Genomic DNA, 17369 nt, shown 5'->3' with positions numbered 1-17369 from the left:
ACCCCACTGATTAAAAGTTTCGTTTTATTGATTTGCTGCTTTTCGAAGTGTAGCAGTTAAAGCGTTTACCCCTACGATTAATGCCTCTCTTTTAAAAGTCATTTTCGGATGGTGAAGACCTGGAGTTAAATCGGCACCAATACCGAGCATTGCTGCTTTTAAATTTGGTCTGAGAACAGTGTAGTAATGGAAATCGTCGCTACCAGGAGTCATAATCGGCTTTTCAAGATACTGTTCGCCCATTTCCGCTTTTATAGCTTCCAATGCAATATCTTTAGCATTTTCAGATACTTCAGCGCCTGGTGTTTTATCATACCAAGTCCATTGAACATCTGTCTTATACATTTCGCGAATTTGCTTTAATCCCTCTTCAATTCGTTCATGAAGAACATCTAATACAGCATTTTTTTGCGCCCTAACATCTATCGAAAATGTTGCATTCCCCGGAATAATATTCATACTTCCACCGTCTGCAACAATTTTCGTTAATTTTGCACTATAAATTTCAAATGGATCAATATAAATATTTTTTAGCATTTGTTGAATTGCAAAAGCGATATCAATCGCATTTCTCCCTTGGTGGGGTCTTGCTCCGTGTGCATCTGCACCATGAATAAATCCCGATAAAAACAACGCTGCACCATGGTGTATAGCAGGTGTAACTTTTCCATACGGAAGTTCTTCTAAAGGTCTTAAATGTACGCCAAACAGATGAGTTACATCGTCGATTACGCCATTTTTCACCATTTCAATCGCCCCACCACCAGTTTCTTCGGCCGGTTGGAAAATAAAACGGATTCTCTTTTTCAATTTTTCGTCTTTTAACTTTAATAATGCACCTAACACCATCGAAATATTAGCATCATGTCCGCATGAGTGATTTGCCTTCATTACTCCATCAACTTCTTGCCATAATGCGTCAATATCTGCACGAACAGCAATGACTTCTTCACCTTGGCCGATTTCAGCAACCAATCCAGTGATATTGGAAAACGTTTTATAAGGTATATTCATTTCACTTAAAATTGAAGCAATTTTTTTAGTTGTTTCTACTTCTTTCCAGCTTACTTCTGGATTTGCATGAAAATGATCGAACCAACCAAAGATGACATCCTCGTGAGTTTGCACTTGACCCATATTTAGCACCTCGAATATTATTTTTGCTTATTCTATTATACATATTAATTATAAACTTATTAACTGCTTATGCCTATAAAGTTGGGTGTATAGATAACGGCAAATTCCCATATTGAAATTTGCCTAAAAAAAGGGTTCTTTTATTGTCAATAACAATAAAAGAACCCTTAATACTTAATATTTAGTTACTTATCTTGAACCAATTAAGCGATTTTTTATTTGGACTGAAATTACCTCTAAAATTAATGCAATGATTAATGCGAAGTAAGTTATTGCACCTACTTCATGTAAATCGTAGTAGAAACTAGAAGACATAAATAATTCGAAACCAATACCACCAGCTGCAGCTGCTGCACCCATTGCTATGGCAACTCCATAATTTGTTTCAAATCGTAAGAATGTCCATGAAATCATGTAAGAAGAAGTTTGCGGTAGGACAACATGAACAATAATGTGCCACCATTTCGCCCCAGTAGCACGCAATGCTTCAATCATGCCTCCATCAATTTCTTCAAATGACTCTGAGTAAGCTTTTGATAAATAAGCAATAGTATGAAGGGTCATACCAAGAATTGCAGCTACACTCCCAAGTCCAGCAACAATTGCAAAGATCAACACCCAAAGCACTGTAGGGACTGCGCGAATGAAAGAATTAAATGTAATGATAGTATTTGAAAGCCAAGTTGGAGCTAAGTTTTTCGCACAAGCGATTGCTAAGAAAAAGGAAATTACAGCACCAATAACTGTTGATAAAAACGCTAATGCTAATGTGATTAATATTTGGATTAACGCCGTACCAATTGTAATTTGATTTAGAGCAGGTTGTAAAAACATCATTTTTAAATTATCTACTGTATAGAAAATCGCTGTTTGTAAATCAATGGACTTATAATCTAAAAAGAATGGTGCCACTACTGTAAAAATGATTAAAAAGGCTAGTGTTAGCTGAAGTACAAAATTCGAACGATTAAAGGTTTTAATCTGTATCTTCCCATTTCGCACTTTTATGCTACTAGTCGTGGAAGAAGCTATTTCTGAAATTTGCATTATAAAATCATCCTCCTTACCTTATTTGAAATAAGTTCAATCACAATGACCACAACAATAATACTAAGTGTAATTAGTCCAACCGTTGGGTAATCTAGACGCTTATAATACAAATCAAAAATATAACCAATACCCGTTCCAGTTAATAACCCTACTAAAGTAGCACTACGAATATTTGTATCAATCATGAAAAATACCCAACTTAACATTTGCGGCAATGTATCAGGAATTACCCCTCTAAATACCATTTGGAAATAAGTTGCCCCAGTTGCATTTAATGCTTCAACGGAATCCGTACTTGCTTCATCAATCGTTTCCATAAATGCACGTACTAAAAATCCAAAAGTTGTAAAGAAAAGAGCGAAATAACCAGTTACAACATTATGCCCAAAAGAAATAACAAGCACCAATGCCCATGCTACGACAGGAATATTACGGAAGACTGATGCAATCACCCTAGATAGTAATGCAAGTAATCCATTAATTTTCGTTGTTTTTGATCCAAATAAAGCAAAGAATAAAGCAAAAATTCCCGCAGTGGTCGTTGCTAAAATGGAAAGTATGATTGTTTCCCACAAACGCTCCATCACTTTCGGGAAATTCTCCATCGCTTCTGCTGTTGGTATTAAATTTGTAAACATCCAAAAAACCGTACCAGGAATAGATGCTAATCCTTCCATGAAGCTAAAATCAGTTAAAACTTTAGCACCAAATACGATTAGGAGCATGACTAGTAAAATGATAGTCATTTGAATTCTCTTTTTCTTAATTACATCAAATTGTGCATTCAATTCTTGCCCCTCCTATTCGACAATCAAGTCTTCCAATTCAGAGCCATAAATATCCTGAATTGCATAGTTTGATAATTCCTTTGGAAGTCCTTCAAAAACAACACGACCCTTATTTAGCCCAATAATACGATCTGAATATTTCACTGCAACATCAACTTGGTGCAAGTTAACAAGAACTGTAATTCCCATTGTTTCGCAAATTTCTTTTAAATGATCCATGATAACCTTTGATGAGTTCGGATCGAGTGAAGCAATTGGCTCATCACAAAGTAGTAGTTTTGGCTGTTGAACTAATGCACGAGCAATCCCGACACGTTGTTTTTGACCGCCACTAAGCTGATCACAACGCTTGTAAGCAAATTCCTTCATACCTAACTTATCTAGAATTTCAAGGGCTAACTGTTTTTCTTCTTCCGTAAAAATGCTTAATATTCCTTTTAGCGTTGATTTATAACCAAAACGACCGTGTAAAACATTCTCAAATACAGTTAAGCGAGAGACTAAATTATAGTGTTGGAATACCATACCGATTTTAGCTCGTTCGCCACGCAATGCTTTTTTACTTAATGATGTTATTTCAGTTTCATCGAACACAATACTACCTTCGGATGGTTCAATCATTCGGTTAATACAGCGAAGCAAAGTAGATTTTCCAGCACCAGATGGGCCGATAATAGAAACAAACTCACCTTGCTTTAACTCCATTTCGATCATTGAAAGGACAGGTGTTTTAATGTTATAGCTTTTATATAAGTCTTTAATTTTTAGTATTGTTTTGCTATTTTGAAACTCTTTTTTATTCTTACCCTTTTTTTCATAAACCTCAGTTTTTTCAGCTAGAATTGTCGGCATTGTCAAAACTCCTTTATTTAGGCTCTCATTAATTGCAACCCTAATAATCACTACTTGAAAACTTTAAATGGCCACACGATCTATATTTTAAAAAAAGAGAACTTATCTAAATATAAGCTCTCTTTTTTTACTTATTATTTTGAAAGGTCACGAATTGGATCGAACCATTCGTCTTCAACACTTACAAATCTCTCATTTCCACCATCTGATTTACTAAATAAACCTTTTGTGTCAGAACCTTTTGGAACGAAGACTTCTTCATTATTAGCTGTTTCATCTGAAGTAAATGCCTTTTCAATAGCAGCGATTTCATCTGCTGTTAGTACTGATTCATTTACTACGAATGGCGCATTTAATACTGGTGTTACTGAAATTAAAACAAACTCTTTTCCTACTAAGTTATTGAATGGAGCTTCTGCATCATCTTTCACACGGTAAACAGCACCAACTGTATTTGCCTTACCTTCAACTACTTCAACATAATTGTTTACACAAGTATCACAGAAAGCAGATACATCAGAACGCTCCATTAACATGTTTACAGCTGAACCTTGGTGAGAGTCACCAAATAATACTTCTGGGAATAATGCATTTGGTTCTGCTAGATCTTCTGCAGTTAAATCTTTGTACTCTTCTTGTGCACCAAAGTGACTAATGATTGATGTTGAAGGTACTTTAAAACCTGAAGTTGATGAAGCTGAAACGAATGAAAATCTTTTTCCAGCAATTTTATCTACGTCAAACTCACCGTTTGTTTTATATTCTTCTGCTTTGTCTTTAGGAACTGCTAACCAGCTATAGTAAACTGCGTCATCTAATGTACCAGATTTACCAGAAGGTACTACTAATGCTTGTACGTCTTTACTTTTGTTATTTGCTTCGATATATCCTTGAGCACCCATGAAAGCAACATGTGCATTTCCGTTTGCAATTGTTTCAATTGCGATTGCATAGTCAGTTGTTAATTTATGTTCTACTTCACGACCAGTTGCATCTTTAATTAATGCACCTAGAGCATCACGTGATCCTTTTAATTCATTACCTGATTCGTTTGGATACCAAACTACCGTAATTTTTGATGTATCAGCTTTTTTTCCTTCGTTAGCAGATCCAGATTTCGAATCTGTGTTGTTAGATGTGTTGCCATTTTCCTGTGCACCACAACCTACTAGAGCAAGTACTGCTAAAACACTTATGAAAAGCAGTGTTAATAACTTTTTGTTCATGTTAATAATTCTCCCTCTTAGTACTTAGATTTTTTTTAAAGCTCCTACGAGACTATTTAATCACAAAAAAAATAGGAGAAAAGTAGTTTGGAATAAGCTTAACAATGTTTAACACTCATTTAATAAATGGGATATTCTTAACATTTTGTAAAGAATATTCATCTGTTACCGAAACCGCGCCATACCTACCGTGATAATCAGAGCCCCCGGTTGTAAATAGCTCATAAGTATTTGCAATATTTACAATTCGGTTCACTTGTCCCAACGTGTGATCTGGATGAATTTTTTCGATACCGCCTAAACCAACTGGAACTAATTCTTCAGCTATATCAAAGGAGTCTAGTTGCCCTGGATGTGCAAGAACAGCATATCCACCATCAGCACGAATTGCTTCTACAGCTTTAAAGGCATCAACATATGTAATATCCCCTTTCGCAACACCATCACCTTTAAACAAATTGCGATAGAGTGTTTGGTATACAACTGAATTGAATGGTGCATCGGTCAAAGCATTCATAATATGTTGCTTATATAAAATTCCACCATCAGTAACGTAACTCATAGCCGATTCTAGCTGAAGATTTAATCCTGCTTGTTGGATTTTTTCTAATTGCCATAATGAATGCTGATGTCTTCTGTCTAAAAGTTGTGTACATATTGCATCAATGTGGGGCGTTTCGTCTCGGAAATCATAGCCAAGGATATGCACTTTACGATTACGTTTAAAATCATAAGCAGAAATTTCAATTCCTGGGATGAACCTTATGTCGTATTCTTCAGCCAGTAGTTTTGCCGGTTGAACATGTCGTGTTGTATCATGGTCCACGATACTAATATGGGTTAATCCCTTTTTCTTTGCCATTTCAAATAGAACTTCTAATGTATCCGCGCCATCAGAGAAAGTGCTATGCAAATGGAGGTCAAGTTTCAATTGAATTCACCACCACTTTTTGCATTGTAAAAACTTCATCACATAATCCTTCCATAAACTCTAAATCGTGAAAAATACCGATTAATGTAGTCCCTTGATTTTTTAACTTTTCAATGGATTCGCGTACTTTCACCTTTGAAGTATTATCTAAACTAGCTGTTGGTTCATCTAAAAGTAATAATCTTGGCTTTTTTACGACAGCTCTCGCTATGTTTAGACGAAGTTTTTCCCCACCAGAAAAGTAATTCGGATAGTTATTCCAAAGTGACTCATCTAAATCAAAATGTTTCAAAGTGCTCACAGCTTCCTCGTGTGCTTCCTCAAAACTCACACCCGTCTCAAGCAAGGATTGCTCGACTAGTTCAAGTGCTGTTGTTCGGGGCATCACAGATAAAAACTGAGATACATAGCCAATTTCATATTTACGTAAATATAGGATTTCACGCGGTGATGCACACACTAAATTAATTTTCCCAAAGGATTCTGAATTATAGTAGATTGCGCCACTTTGCGGTTTATAAGTACCATAAATACTTTTAAGAATGGTAGATTTTCCACTACCACTTTTTCCGACAATCCCCAAAAAGTTCCCCTTCTCAACTGTAAAGGAAATATCATTTATGGCGTGTAAAGTTTTATTTATATGGTGGATCTTAAATTCCTTTTGCAAATTCTCAACTTGAATCATAGGAAATCCCCCTCTTTTAACGGTAATTTGTTTGCATAATTAGTTTTCCATCTACCATAGTAGATGTAATAATTGGGAATCCATCATCCATCTGTTCAATGACTAAGAGATCCGCCTTTTTACCTTCTTCGATAGACCCTAATTCATCTCCCAAATTAACTGCACGGGCAGGGTTAATCGTCACTAATTGGAATAAATAATGTAGATCCTCATTATAATTTTTATACATCTCAAAGATGCCGTGGAGCATAGCTGGTGGATAGTAATCGCTACAAATAATGTCTATTACTCTTTCTCGAATTGCTTCTGCCGCGCTTAAATTACCCGTATGAGAACCACCTAATAGAATATTTGGTGCCCCTGCGATAGTATGAAGGTTAAGCTCTTTTGCTGCTTTTGCAACTGCAAGAGTAATTGGAAATTCACTAATTGTTGTTCCGTATGATTGAACAAGCTTTAACTTTTCAATTTCATCGTCATCATGAGAGGCAACTGCAATGTTTCGCTCAATGGCTAGCTTACTTATTCTTTCGATATCTTTAAAAGTGATTTTGTCTTTATCCATTTGTTCTTCAATAATTCCATCCAGTTCTTCTTCCGTCATATCACGGTAACCTAGCATTATCCCCTTATAGGTTTCTAGATTTCGATATTGACCTTGGCCAGGAGTATGGTCCATAAAGGAAAGTAGGTGCACTTTATTGTCGTTGATATTTTCAATGATTATAGGCATTTGATCGATACAATCAATTTCAAATCGAGCGTGTAGTCGATGGCGAATTAAATGTTTTGAATCATGTGATTCATGAATGGCATTTACAATTTTTTGCACATTCTCAGGATTACGAATCGCTTTATGTGAAAATTTGTCATCTCCATAGTAAGAAAGAGAATGAAACATTGTTGTAATTCCATGAGTTGCTAAAATACGCTCACTTTCTCTTAATCCAAGATTCACATCCATGATTGAACTTGGACGAGGCGACAAAATCGTTTCTATATAGTCAGAATGAATATCAACAAATCCAGGAGTAATAAATCCACCTTTTGCGTCGATTATTTTCCCCTCTTTAAATTCTTCCACTCTATTTTCATGAATAATTTTTGTAATAATATCATTCTCAACTACTACAGCATGATTTATTAACATTTCATGCTCAGTTACAATAATTCCATTTGTCAAAATGTACATATAAGCTTCCCTCTTTCGGTTAAAGTAGCGAATACACAAGCTGTTGAGTATATGCATGTTGCGGGTCTTCTAAAATTTGGTCGGTTAAGCCTTGCTCGATAATTTGACCATTTAACATAACAATCGTGCGGTCTGCTAACATTCGGATAACCGCTAAATCATGCGATACAACAATCATTGAAATTTGAAGTTCTCTTTGTATAGTTTTAATTAGATCCAGGACTGAGGCTTGAACAGATAAATCTAAACCTGTTGTCACTTCATCTAGTAATAATATTGGTGGGTTACTAGATAAGGCCTTGGCTATTTGTACACGTTGCTGCATCCCACCAGAGAAGTTTTTCGGTGGCTCTTTACTTCTTTTCAAAGGGATATTCACTTGGTCTAGTAGCTCATTACTTCGACTTACCATATGCCCAACGTGTCTGTTCCCAGCTGCGATTTGTTTTTCTGCAATATTACTAATAGATGAAAAGCTCATCTTTAACCCGAGCATTGGATTTTGGTAAACCATTCCGAGTAGCGAGTTACGAATATATCTTTTTTGTTGTCCTGATTGCGTAAATATATTAAGTGACCCATTATTGAAATCTTCTAAGTAGCCTTCACCGGTAGTTACTTCTTCATCAAAATATAGGCTTTTCATTAATGTCGATTTACCGCTGCCACTTTCACCTACAATTCCTAAGATTTCTCCACGATAAAGATCAATCGACACATCTTTACAGGCAAATACTGTTTTACAAACTGGGCAGAAATTCTTTTCTAATTTTGCATTTGGTTGCAAACAATTCGTACAGCCTTCCCCGTATTGCTTAGATAAGTTTCTTATTTGTAAAATCGGTTGTTCTACATGCATTTATATCCCTCTTTTCTGTTCCAAGTACTCTTGCATATAGCTTGTGTCGTTACATAAATAGTACGTTTCACCAGTTTCTTCATCTGTAAACTCATCCAAGAATACATTTGTTAGTCCTGTTGCTTTACATGCTTTTCCTTCGAATGCTTCTACCTCAAACGGATAATCATCAAAGGCAAGTGATTCGACATTTGTATAAGGAGGTACTGCATAAATCTTCTTCTCACGACCAGCTCCAAATAGCACCAAAGCATCACTTTGATGGATTTTAGGATTATCAAAACGAGGAATTGGACTTGGATTCATAACATATCGATTATGAACATAAACAGGATAGTCGGCCCCCTCTGACGTTTGTCCATAACGCATAATTTGCTCAAACAATAGCAAATAAGCACCGCTATATTCTTTTTCTGCATGCATTTGTTTAGTTTTGAACTCACTACGTTCAACATGTCTTAGTGGCTCTGGCTCTGGAACTTGAAGAATCATAATTTGATCACTTCTTAATGGGACTTCTGGGATTCTGTGGCGCGATTGAATCAATGTCGCTTCACTTGTATGAATGGTTGTTTCAATCCCTGTTGTCTTTTGAACTAGTTTCTTAATATTTTCAGCGTTAACAGACTCATCTGATCCTTGGTCAATTACTTTTAATACGTCGTTTTGCCCTACTAATGCAAGAGTAATCTGAAGACCACCTGTACCCCAACCACGTCCAATTGGTATTTCGCGAGAGGCAAATGGCACCTGGTAACCAGGGATTGCGACACCCTTTAACACCGCACGTCTGATTTCCTTTTTGGATTGTTCATCTAAAAATGCGAATGGGAATTTACTCATTTGCGTGCCTCACTCTCTTTTTTTATTTTTCTCATTTGCTCTAACTTAGACTGGAAGGTAACATAGTGTGGAAGTTTTAAATGTGATATAAATCCTGTTGATTCGATTGTATCGACATGAAGTAATACAAATTCTTCATCATGAATTGGTGTATTTTCTGGATTTTCAAGAGCATGATCTAAAATCGACATCGCAATAGCTTTTGTTTCGTTTTGTCCAAAACATGCTCCATAACCAATATCAAACTCTAGCACTTCTTTTCCATTTTCACTGACATTTGCAGGAATGAATGACTCAACCTCCGTTAACTTTATGGAGCCAATATAGTATTCCTCATCGTCTCCATCTAGTTGAACATGAATCGGTTGCAGGCCAACTCGAACTTCCCCTACATTCGGGTGTGAAGAACCATATCCTCGCAAACCGGCATACCCAAGTGAAACTACGCCACCCGTTTGTCCACGAGTTAAAATTTGAAGTCGCTCACTTCGGCTACTCGGGAATGTTAAACTCAGTTTCGTAACATCGTCTGGTTCTTCATCGTTTACAGGGAATTCATTAATTAGCCCTTCTGCTCGTAAATAATCCATGACTTTTGGCAACTTTTCTAAAGGGATGGAACTTTCTTCTGGAACTTCGACTTCTTCAAAATCCGCCTTTTTTTGCAATACTTCTTCCTCTGTTTCATCAACTAATGAAAAATCAAGTAGCCGGTGCAAATAATCATGGGAAGTACCTAGTATTTGACCACCTGGAATATCTTTAAAACTTGCAGAAATCCGACGGTGCACAAACATATCTCTAGGATCTGTTACAGTAGAATAATAGAGTCTTGGCAGTGTCGATCGGTGTGCACGCAATAGAAAAACAGCTTCTTCTACATTTCCTTCGCTCTGCTTCATTGCTAATGCGGCTAAATTTTCACTATATAAACTACTTTCGGACATGACTTGATCTAAAAAACCGCGCATTGTCGCTTTAATCGTCTCTACGTCAATCCATTTGCCATGTTTCACTCGTTCATAAGATAAATGCTGAAGGGATGCTTCGATTGCTTCCTTCCCACCAGTTACTGCTACGTAACCCATCTATATCACCTCTGTTAATTGCGTTGTTCTTGGTAGTCCCACAACATTCCCTTGCAGGTCGATAAAAATCATGTCGATTCCAAGTGGATATTCTTTATTGATTTCATTTCTTTTCTTTAATATTTCCGGCTGAACTGTGCACTTTAAAAAATTCGTCCCCTTTATACCCGGTCCTTTGAGATCATATTTAAATCCAGATTGTAAACTTTCCACCTCAAAAATAATCGTTGCGGATTTATGAGGTCTTACTAAGTCCCCAATATTTGCTTGCTCAAGCTTATTTAATATCACACCCATCGAGCTTGATAATGGAAGTATGATAAAGTCTGCTTTACTTGCCTCTATCGTATGACTTCCAGTATAAGCATGTAACGTTTTTGTAATTTCGTTATTGTCGTCTGAAACATGAAATGTGACTTCACTATCTAATAAAGTCATACAGACAAGTCCTGTTTGTGAAATAAGTGGAGACATATCATATGGACATTCATCTACAAGATTGATCTTTCCTGGAAAAGATAAAGCTTCTAATACTTCTCTAAAAGCTAGCTGAGTGCTATGAAAAATCATATATAACCCTCCTAAATTTTCATCGTGTCGAAATGTACTTTAGTTCGCTCAATTGAGCATTTTACTTTTTCCATTTCATATTGAAGTTTTTGTTCAAGGTCTTTAAGCAACTGTAACCAGGCCACTGTCTCTGGTAGATTCTCCTTATAAGCCGCATCAATAATGGCCAGAGCTCTAGATAAATTTTCGTTTTCTTCCATAACAATCCCAGTACCAAAGCTGTTTCCGACTTTCACTTTCGTTTCAGTTATTAGTACTTCTCCTATATAAAACAAAGAATTTTTTGCAGATTCTCTTAATTTGATCATTGTAAGGCCTTGTCTAGGTGGTTGGATTTCTTGAACTTCATAGCGCTCAACAATTTCGTTTGCCATAACCAATGCTTCTTTATGCCCTATTTCAATTAATAGTTTTGTTCGTAATGCACGGTTCATTATTAACACTCCCTTCTTCGTAAATGTATCTTGTCGCCAAGTTCAACACCATTAAGGGAATGTGAAGATTATGTAAAAATAAATTAGAAAAACTAACTCGACCCAAATAGGTCGAGTTAGTTTTTTATTTGTACTACCTAACGCAAAAAAAGACTGTCCAGAAAAGTTTAGTTTTCTGGACAGTCTTTTTAGCCATTTAGCTGGAACGAAAAACGGTCGCTCCTATATAAAATTTCAGTATACTCTAATTGAATTCGTCGATCTTTGTCCCAATTATCGGATTCCACTTGTATGAGAGGAACTAGATTTTCACATTCTAGCATCAGTCTTTCATATTTACCTGGAAAAGTAGTTGATAATCTTGTAAATTTACTTTCAAAATCACGAATACCATTGAGCTTATAAAATTGATAAATAGACGATAATTTATTTTGCTCTTTTTTTATATCTGGGAAAATTGTTGCGTTCACATAGGAACGATGTAAAGCAGCTGGCTCACCTTCTATAAATCTTAATCTTTCAACAATATATAATATGTCGCTACCTTCAAATTCTATATTCTGATATAAGGAATCATTTCGATCGATTTGTTCTAAACGTGTTATAACTGAACGATAATCATCTGTTTGTTTTTTCATTTTTTCGCTAAAACTAACATCTCCAGTTAACACAATATCAAGCAGCTTTCGCTTAGGCTTGATGAAATGACCTACCCCTTGTTTTGATTTGACTAGGCCCATTTGTTCTAGGTAAATGTAGGCATCTCGCACTCTTTTTCTAGGAATAGAAAATTCTTTTGCTAATGCATTTTCACTTGGCAGTTTAGCATTCTCTTTATCTTTATTTTTACGAATACTTTCAATTAAATAATCTCGCACTTCAATTTGTTCCATTCTTTCACCTTCTATTAAGCATGGAAAACATAATTATTTTGATTGCACTGGTAAAAATAGTTCTTTAATTTCCTTCCAATTACGCACTCTCTTAAAATCATTACAATGTTCATTGTACTTTTGAGAATATAAAATTCCTTCACCTGTAAAAGAATGAAGTTGTCTGACATTGTCATCAATTAGAAAATCGGCTTTAACAACCTTTTTATCCCCACAGAATATGAAATGATTAGGATCTAAAAATGGGAAGTGTTCTAATAGCCATTCATATTTTGCGTTAAAGCAACCAGGGACATCCATTGCTGCTGTTGCAATGTAAATTTCATAATGCTCATTTAATTCTTTTAGCACTGGAACAGCATCTGGGTCTAATAATTCAAAGTCACGGAAGAAATCTGGCTCGTTAATCATTAAAAAGAAATCCTTAGCCAAATGTGGGTACTCGACGTCCAACTTAGTCACTTCAAACTTTTCTCTTGTCATATTTAAATTGAATCTCTCATTTGCTGACTTATATGCCTTTCCTATAAAGTCCGCGATTACTTGATCCATATCTACTGCAATACTCTTCATATGAACATGACCTCCCAAATTACTGTATTTACTACTAGTCTAAGAAATGAACCCAATAAAAACAAATAATTTCGGACAATTTTACAGAATCTTTACGTCAGTAGAACAAGTAACTAATAAAATTAAATAAGCTGTCTAGAAAGTTTACTTTCTAGACAGCCTTTATACTTCATCTCATTCAATTTAGTTTGCTGGAGTTACATTTTGTCCATTCGGTTTGTTCCCTTTATCTTTAGTCGTTAATTGGAAAACAAACAGTAAGCCAAATACAACTAATCCGGAAACATCTGAAATTCTTTCTGGATAGATCATTGCAAGCCCAGATGCAATTAATATTAGACGTTCAATCCAGTTAATTTTACGATACCAGAAACCGATAACCCCTGCACCTATTGCCATCATACCCATAACCGCAGTGAACAGTACCCAAATAACTTGCAATAATGTGACATCAATCATTAACAATTCCGGAGAAAATACAACCATATATGGAATAATGAATGCTGCAATTGCAAGTTTCGCAGAGTTTACACCTGTTTTAATTGGATCTCCTCCTGAAATACCGGATGCAGCAAATGCTGCCAAGGCAACTGGAGGTGTAATATCAGCAATAATACCAAAGTAGAATACAAAGAAGTGTGCTGATAATAAAACTGTTATAGGAATCATCGCCTGAGATACATCAGGTGCTAATAACGTAATAATTGCAGGAGCTGCAATTGTAGATGTAATAACGTAGTTAGCTGTTGTTGGTGAACCCATTCCTAAAACAAGGGATGCAATCATTACAAATACTAACGTTAATAAGATACTTCCACCAGCTAAGTCTACTAATGTATTCGCTAGACTTAAGCCTAATCCTGTTTTTACAACAACCCCAACAATAATACCCGCACATGCAGTAGCTGCAACAACTCCTAATGCAGTACGTGCACCGTCAACTAAAGCATTAATAAATTCTTTTGGACCAAATTTTACATCTTTATTAATAATCCCTACCACTATACATGATAAAATCCCATATAACGCTGCATGAATAACTGGTACTCCAGAAACCATAAGAACAATGATTAAAATAATTGGAGTTAATAGATAAATCTTTTTAAATACTTCTTTACGGTTTGGCATATCCTCATCTTTTAAACCTTCAAGTCCTAAACGCTTCGCCTCAAAGTGAGTCATGATCCAAATACCAGTAAAGTATAATATTGCTGGAATTATTGCAGCTTTTGCAATATCCCAATAAGTAATTCCACGTCCGATAAATTCAACCATTAAGAAGGCAGCTGCACCCATAATTGGGGGCATTAATTGACCGCCTGTCGAAGCAGCGGCCTCAACACCACCAGCAAATTCTTTTTTATATCCTAATTTTTTCATCATTGGAATTGTGTAAGAACCCGAAGTTACTACGTTCGCAACAGAACTTCCCGATATTGTTCCTTGCAATGCCGAAGAAAAAATAGCAACTTTTGCAGGTCCACCAGTTAGCTTACCAGCTACAGAAACTGCCAAATCATTAAAATATTGACCAACACCAGTCTTAACTAAGAAAGCTCCAAATAGTAAAAATGCAAAGATATATGTTGCCGAAACGCTAATTGGTGTACCTAAAATACCGTCAGTTGAGTAGTACATTAAATTAACAATACTTTCTAACGATTGCCCTCTATGAGATAGAAAATCTGGCATTTGTCTACCAAAGAATGCATACAAAAGGAATAGTACTGCAATTATTGCAATTGGTAATCCAACTGCACGCCTCGCCGCTTCAATTACTAAGACAATTACAACTAAACCTATGATAAAGTCTGTCTGATTAATAGTCCCTAAACTTGTCATTAGTCGCTCATAGTTAAACGTCCAATAGATAGAAGTAATTGCAGCTAATATTGCTAAAATATAATCATAAAATGCTATTTTAGTTTTAGAACCCTTTTTTCGTGCTGGAAATAGTAAAAAGATGAACGTTAAACCAAATCCTAAGTGAATTGAACGTTGGATTACAGCTGTAAATTGACCAAAGATGGCAGTGTATAATTGGAACAATGAAAATGATAATAATCCAAAGAATATTACCCATTTCATTACCCCAGTTATTCGGCGTACGTTTGATTCAGCATCAAACTTTTCTAATAGTGCCTGTTGTTGTTCTTCTGTTAACGTCTCAATATTATCCGTTCCAAGCTGGTTTTCCTTATCTTTCATATCCTAATAGCACTCCTTTCAGCTTGTCATATAAAGAAACTGTCGTTACTTCAAATAGGTAAGAATTACCTCGTTTTAAAGACTGTTTAAGATTGTATTCTTTACCGTCATAAAGAATAAATAAATCATAGTCAACATCTCCCACATAAAGTGTGAAGTTATCTATGATTTTTTCTTCAAAATATAGTTTATATTTACCATTTTCATAGGTTATGGATTGGCCTTCTTCTGCATAAGCAGGCATCCCTATCGATACATCCTCATATTCCATTGAGACAAGTTTCAGTTTATTTGAATTGGTAATTTTGTAATTCTCTAACACATCTGTTCTATGAATAGAGTGTGTAAAACGGAATTGAAACGAGGTCTCATTTGAAACATTTATGTAATATAACTGTGGATTATTCGTTCTTGTTTCAGTAAATGAAAAAACTTTAAAGATTGGAATAAATAAAAAAATGATAACGATTCCAATAACTAATATAGTAGAAATAAGGAGGGATACACGTTTCATTTCATCGCCTCAATTTTAATATTAAGCGACTGTCAAGGTTCTTGGATGAACAGTCTAAGTTGTAAATACGTACCTATGATGGATTAAGTTATTATTAAAAAGGGGCTTGAAGAAGCAGTTGTGTCTTCAAGCCCTTCATCTCATTAATTATTGTTCATCAAAGAATTTTTGTGCACCTGGGTGAACAGGAATTCCAATACCATCTAAAGCAGTTTCTGTTTTAATAAACGCACCTTTAGCATGGCTAATCTTTTCTGCATTAGCATAAATCGCTTTTGTAATACCATAAGCAACATCTTCTGGAAGATCAGATGTAGTTGCAATCATAGCTAATACTGAAACTGCTGGTACATCAGACTCTAAACCATACGTACCTGCTGGAATTGTATCCTTAGCATAATATGGATATTTAGCAATTAATGCTTCTGCTTTATCAGCAGCTACAGGAACAATTACCACATCTGCAGTAGCGCCTAAAGCCTCAACAGCAGCTGTTGGATATCCAGCCGTGATGAATGCAGCATCGATTTGACCAGTTTGTAAACCATCAGTAGACTCACCGAAGTCTAAATTTTGTGCTTGGATATCGTCTTTAATTGATAATCCGTGAATTTCTAGTAATTGCTCAGCGTTAGCGTAAGTACCAGAACCAGGAGCACCTACAGATACTTTTTTACCTTTAAGGTCTTCAAAAGATTTGATTCCAGAGTTTGCAGTTGTTACTAATTGAACTGTTTCTGGATATAAACCACCGATTGCAACAAGGTTTTCCATTGCATCGCCTTCGAACATTAACTCACCGTTTTTTGCATAGTAAGCAATATCCGTTTGGATAAATACAATTTCAGCATCCCCAGCTTTTAAAGCGTTTACATTGGCAGCAGATGCTTGAGAAACTTCTGCAGTTGTTTTAATTCCAGTTTCATCTGTAATTAAATCAGCAAATGTACCACCAAGTGCATAATAAGTTCCTTGTGTTCCACCTGTAGCTAAACTTAGGAATTCAATATCAGATGACTTTGAACCATTATCTGTTGAAGTCGATTCACCATTTGTGTTTTCTTTTTCAGTATTTTCTTTAGTAGCAGATTCCCCACCACACGCAGCCAATACCATGATTAGCATTACGCTCAATACTGTAAGTAACCAATATTTCTTGTTTTTCACATAAACCCCTCCTAGCGAAATTTGTTACAGTACAGTATATATTTAACTATTAAAATAGAACTGTGTCAATCTTTTTATATTTCAGTCAATAGATTAAAAGTGTATTTTTAAGCATAAATACAACTCAAAAAAGTATTGTTATGTTATACTGAAATATTTAAAATTTTCAATATATTAATAAACCTTTTCAATATCACTACCGTTTCCACGTCAACCTTTTGTTTTCAACACTTTGAGTATAAAAATACCATTATGTCCAAAAACTATATTAGAATAATCCATCGGATGGATGGTATTGTTATATAACATTATATTATAAAAATAAAAAAGTAATTCAATACGCCCATTGTTATTGG

General features: G+C 35.5%; 18 protein-coding genes. All 18 read right to left on the bottom strand.

Translation table 11 applies throughout. The features are described from left to right. Nucleotides 1-24: 24 nt before the first annotated feature. A complete protein-coding gene (locus tag CD29_RS06295) occupies nt 25-1137 on the bottom strand; it encodes an amidohydrolase (protein ID WP_036184298.1) in 1113 nt (370 codons plus the stop codon). Between the two features lie 189 nt (nt 1138-1326). Beyond that, nucleotides 1327-2184 carry a PhnE/PtxC family ABC transporter permease gene (locus CD29_RS06290; RefSeq protein WP_036184297.1) on the bottom strand — a complete coding sequence of 286 codons (858 nt, stop codon included), beginning with the start codon at nt 2182-2184 and terminating at the stop codon, nt 1327-1329. Further along, nucleotides 2184-2975 carry an ABC transporter permease subunit gene (locus CD29_RS06285; RefSeq protein WP_036184295.1) on the bottom strand — a complete coding sequence of 264 codons (792 nt, stop codon included), beginning with the start codon at nt 2973-2975 and terminating at the stop codon, nt 2184-2186. The genes CD29_RS06290 and CD29_RS06285 overlap by 1 nt, the downstream gene beginning before the upstream one ends. A gap of 12 nt (nt 2976-2987) precedes the next feature. Continuing rightward, entirely contained in the window at nt 2988-3827 is an 840-nt protein-coding gene (gene phnC, locus CD29_RS06280; protein ID WP_081976164.1) for a phosphonate ABC transporter ATP-binding protein, read from the bottom strand. A gap of 134 nt (nt 3828-3961) precedes the next feature. Next, nucleotides 3962-5053 carry a PhnD/SsuA/transferrin family substrate-binding protein gene (locus CD29_RS06275; RefSeq protein ID WP_036184293.1) on the bottom strand — a complete coding sequence of 364 codons (1092 nt, stop codon included), beginning with the start codon at nt 5051-5053 and terminating at the stop codon, nt 3962-3964. Nucleotides 5054-5168: 115 nt separating this feature from the next. Then, a complete protein-coding gene (locus CD29_RS06270) occupies nt 5169-5984 on the bottom strand; it encodes a PHP domain-containing protein (RefSeq protein WP_036184291.1) in 816 nt (271 codons plus the stop codon). Next, a complete protein-coding gene (gene phnL, locus CD29_RS06265) occupies nt 5974-6672 on the bottom strand; it encodes a phosphonate C-P lyase system protein PhnL (RefSeq protein WP_036184290.1) in 699 nt (232 codons plus the stop codon). The genes CD29_RS06270 and phnL overlap by 11 nt, the downstream gene beginning before the upstream one ends. A 16-nt stretch (nt 6673-6688) precedes the next feature. Continuing rightward, entirely contained in the window at nt 6689-7864 is a 1176-nt protein-coding gene (gene phnM, locus CD29_RS06260) for a phosphonate metabolism protein PhnM (protein ID WP_036184289.1), read from the bottom strand. 19 nt (nt 7865-7883) lie between these two features. Then, nucleotides 7884-8723: an ATP-binding cassette domain-containing protein gene (locus CD29_RS06255; protein WP_036184287.1), complete on the bottom strand. Its 840-nt coding sequence runs from the start codon at nt 8721-8723 to the stop codon at nt 7884-7886. Then, on the bottom strand, nt 8724-9566 hold the full coding sequence (locus CD29_RS06250) for an alpha-D-ribose 1-methylphosphonate 5-phosphate C-P-lyase PhnJ (protein ID WP_036184284.1): 843 nt from the start codon (nt 9564-9566) through the stop codon (nt 8724-8726). Next, nucleotides 9563-10654: a carbon-phosphorus lyase complex subunit PhnI gene (locus CD29_RS06245; protein WP_036184283.1), complete on the bottom strand. Its 1092-nt coding sequence runs from the start codon at nt 10652-10654 to the stop codon at nt 9563-9565. The genes CD29_RS06250 and CD29_RS06245 overlap by 4 nt, the downstream gene beginning before the upstream one ends. Then, nucleotides 10655-11224 (bottom strand): phosphonate C-P lyase system protein PhnH, encoded by a 570-nt coding sequence (gene phnH, locus CD29_RS06240; protein WP_036184282.1) that lies wholly within the window; start codon nt 11222-11224, stop codon nt 10655-10657. It lies immediately after the preceding gene. A gap of 11 nt (nt 11225-11235) precedes the next feature. Further along, nucleotides 11236-11658, bottom strand: a complete 423-nt coding sequence (gene phnG, locus CD29_RS06235) for a phosphonate C-P lyase system protein PhnG (RefSeq protein WP_036184281.1) — start codon at nt 11656-11658, stop codon at nt 11236-11238. A 188-nt stretch (nt 11659-11846) separates the two neighbouring features. Continuing rightward, nucleotides 11847-12551, bottom strand: a complete 705-nt coding sequence (locus CD29_RS06230) for a GntR family transcriptional regulator (protein ID WP_036184280.1) — start codon at nt 12549-12551, stop codon at nt 11847-11849. A gap of 33 nt (nt 12552-12584) precedes the next feature. Continuing rightward, a complete protein-coding gene (locus tag CD29_RS06225) occupies nt 12585-13124 on the bottom strand; it encodes a 5' nucleotidase, NT5C type (RefSeq protein WP_036184279.1) in 540 nt (179 codons plus the stop codon). Between the two features lie 183 nt (nt 13125-13307). Further along, the gene (locus CD29_RS06220) at nt 13308-15332 is read right to left on the bottom strand and encodes a TRAP transporter permease (protein WP_036184278.1); all 2025 of its coding nucleotides are present in this window, start codon (nt 15330-15332) and stop codon (nt 13308-13310) included. Further along, nucleotides 15322-15846, bottom strand: a complete 525-nt coding sequence (locus CD29_RS06215) for a DUF1850 domain-containing protein (protein WP_036184277.1) — start codon at nt 15844-15846, stop codon at nt 15322-15324. Before CD29_RS06215 ends, CD29_RS06220 begins: the two co-directional genes overlap by 11 nt. 147 nt (nt 15847-15993) lie before the next feature. Beyond that, nucleotides 15994-17013 (bottom strand): TAXI family TRAP transporter solute-binding subunit, encoded by a 1020-nt coding sequence (locus CD29_RS06210; protein ID WP_036184276.1) that lies wholly within the window; start codon nt 17011-17013, stop codon nt 15994-15996. Nucleotides 17014-17369 lie beyond the last annotated feature (356 nt).

Origin of the sequence: Ureibacillus manganicus DSM 26584, from assembly GCF_000772945.1 — a bacterium.
GTDB classification, from domain to species: domain Bacteria; phylum Bacillota; class Bacilli; order Bacillales_A; family Planococcaceae; genus Ureibacillus; species Ureibacillus manganicus.
The sequence above is the reverse complement of the archived record's forward strand: the minus strand, read 5'-3'. Positions and strand labels throughout refer to the sequence as shown.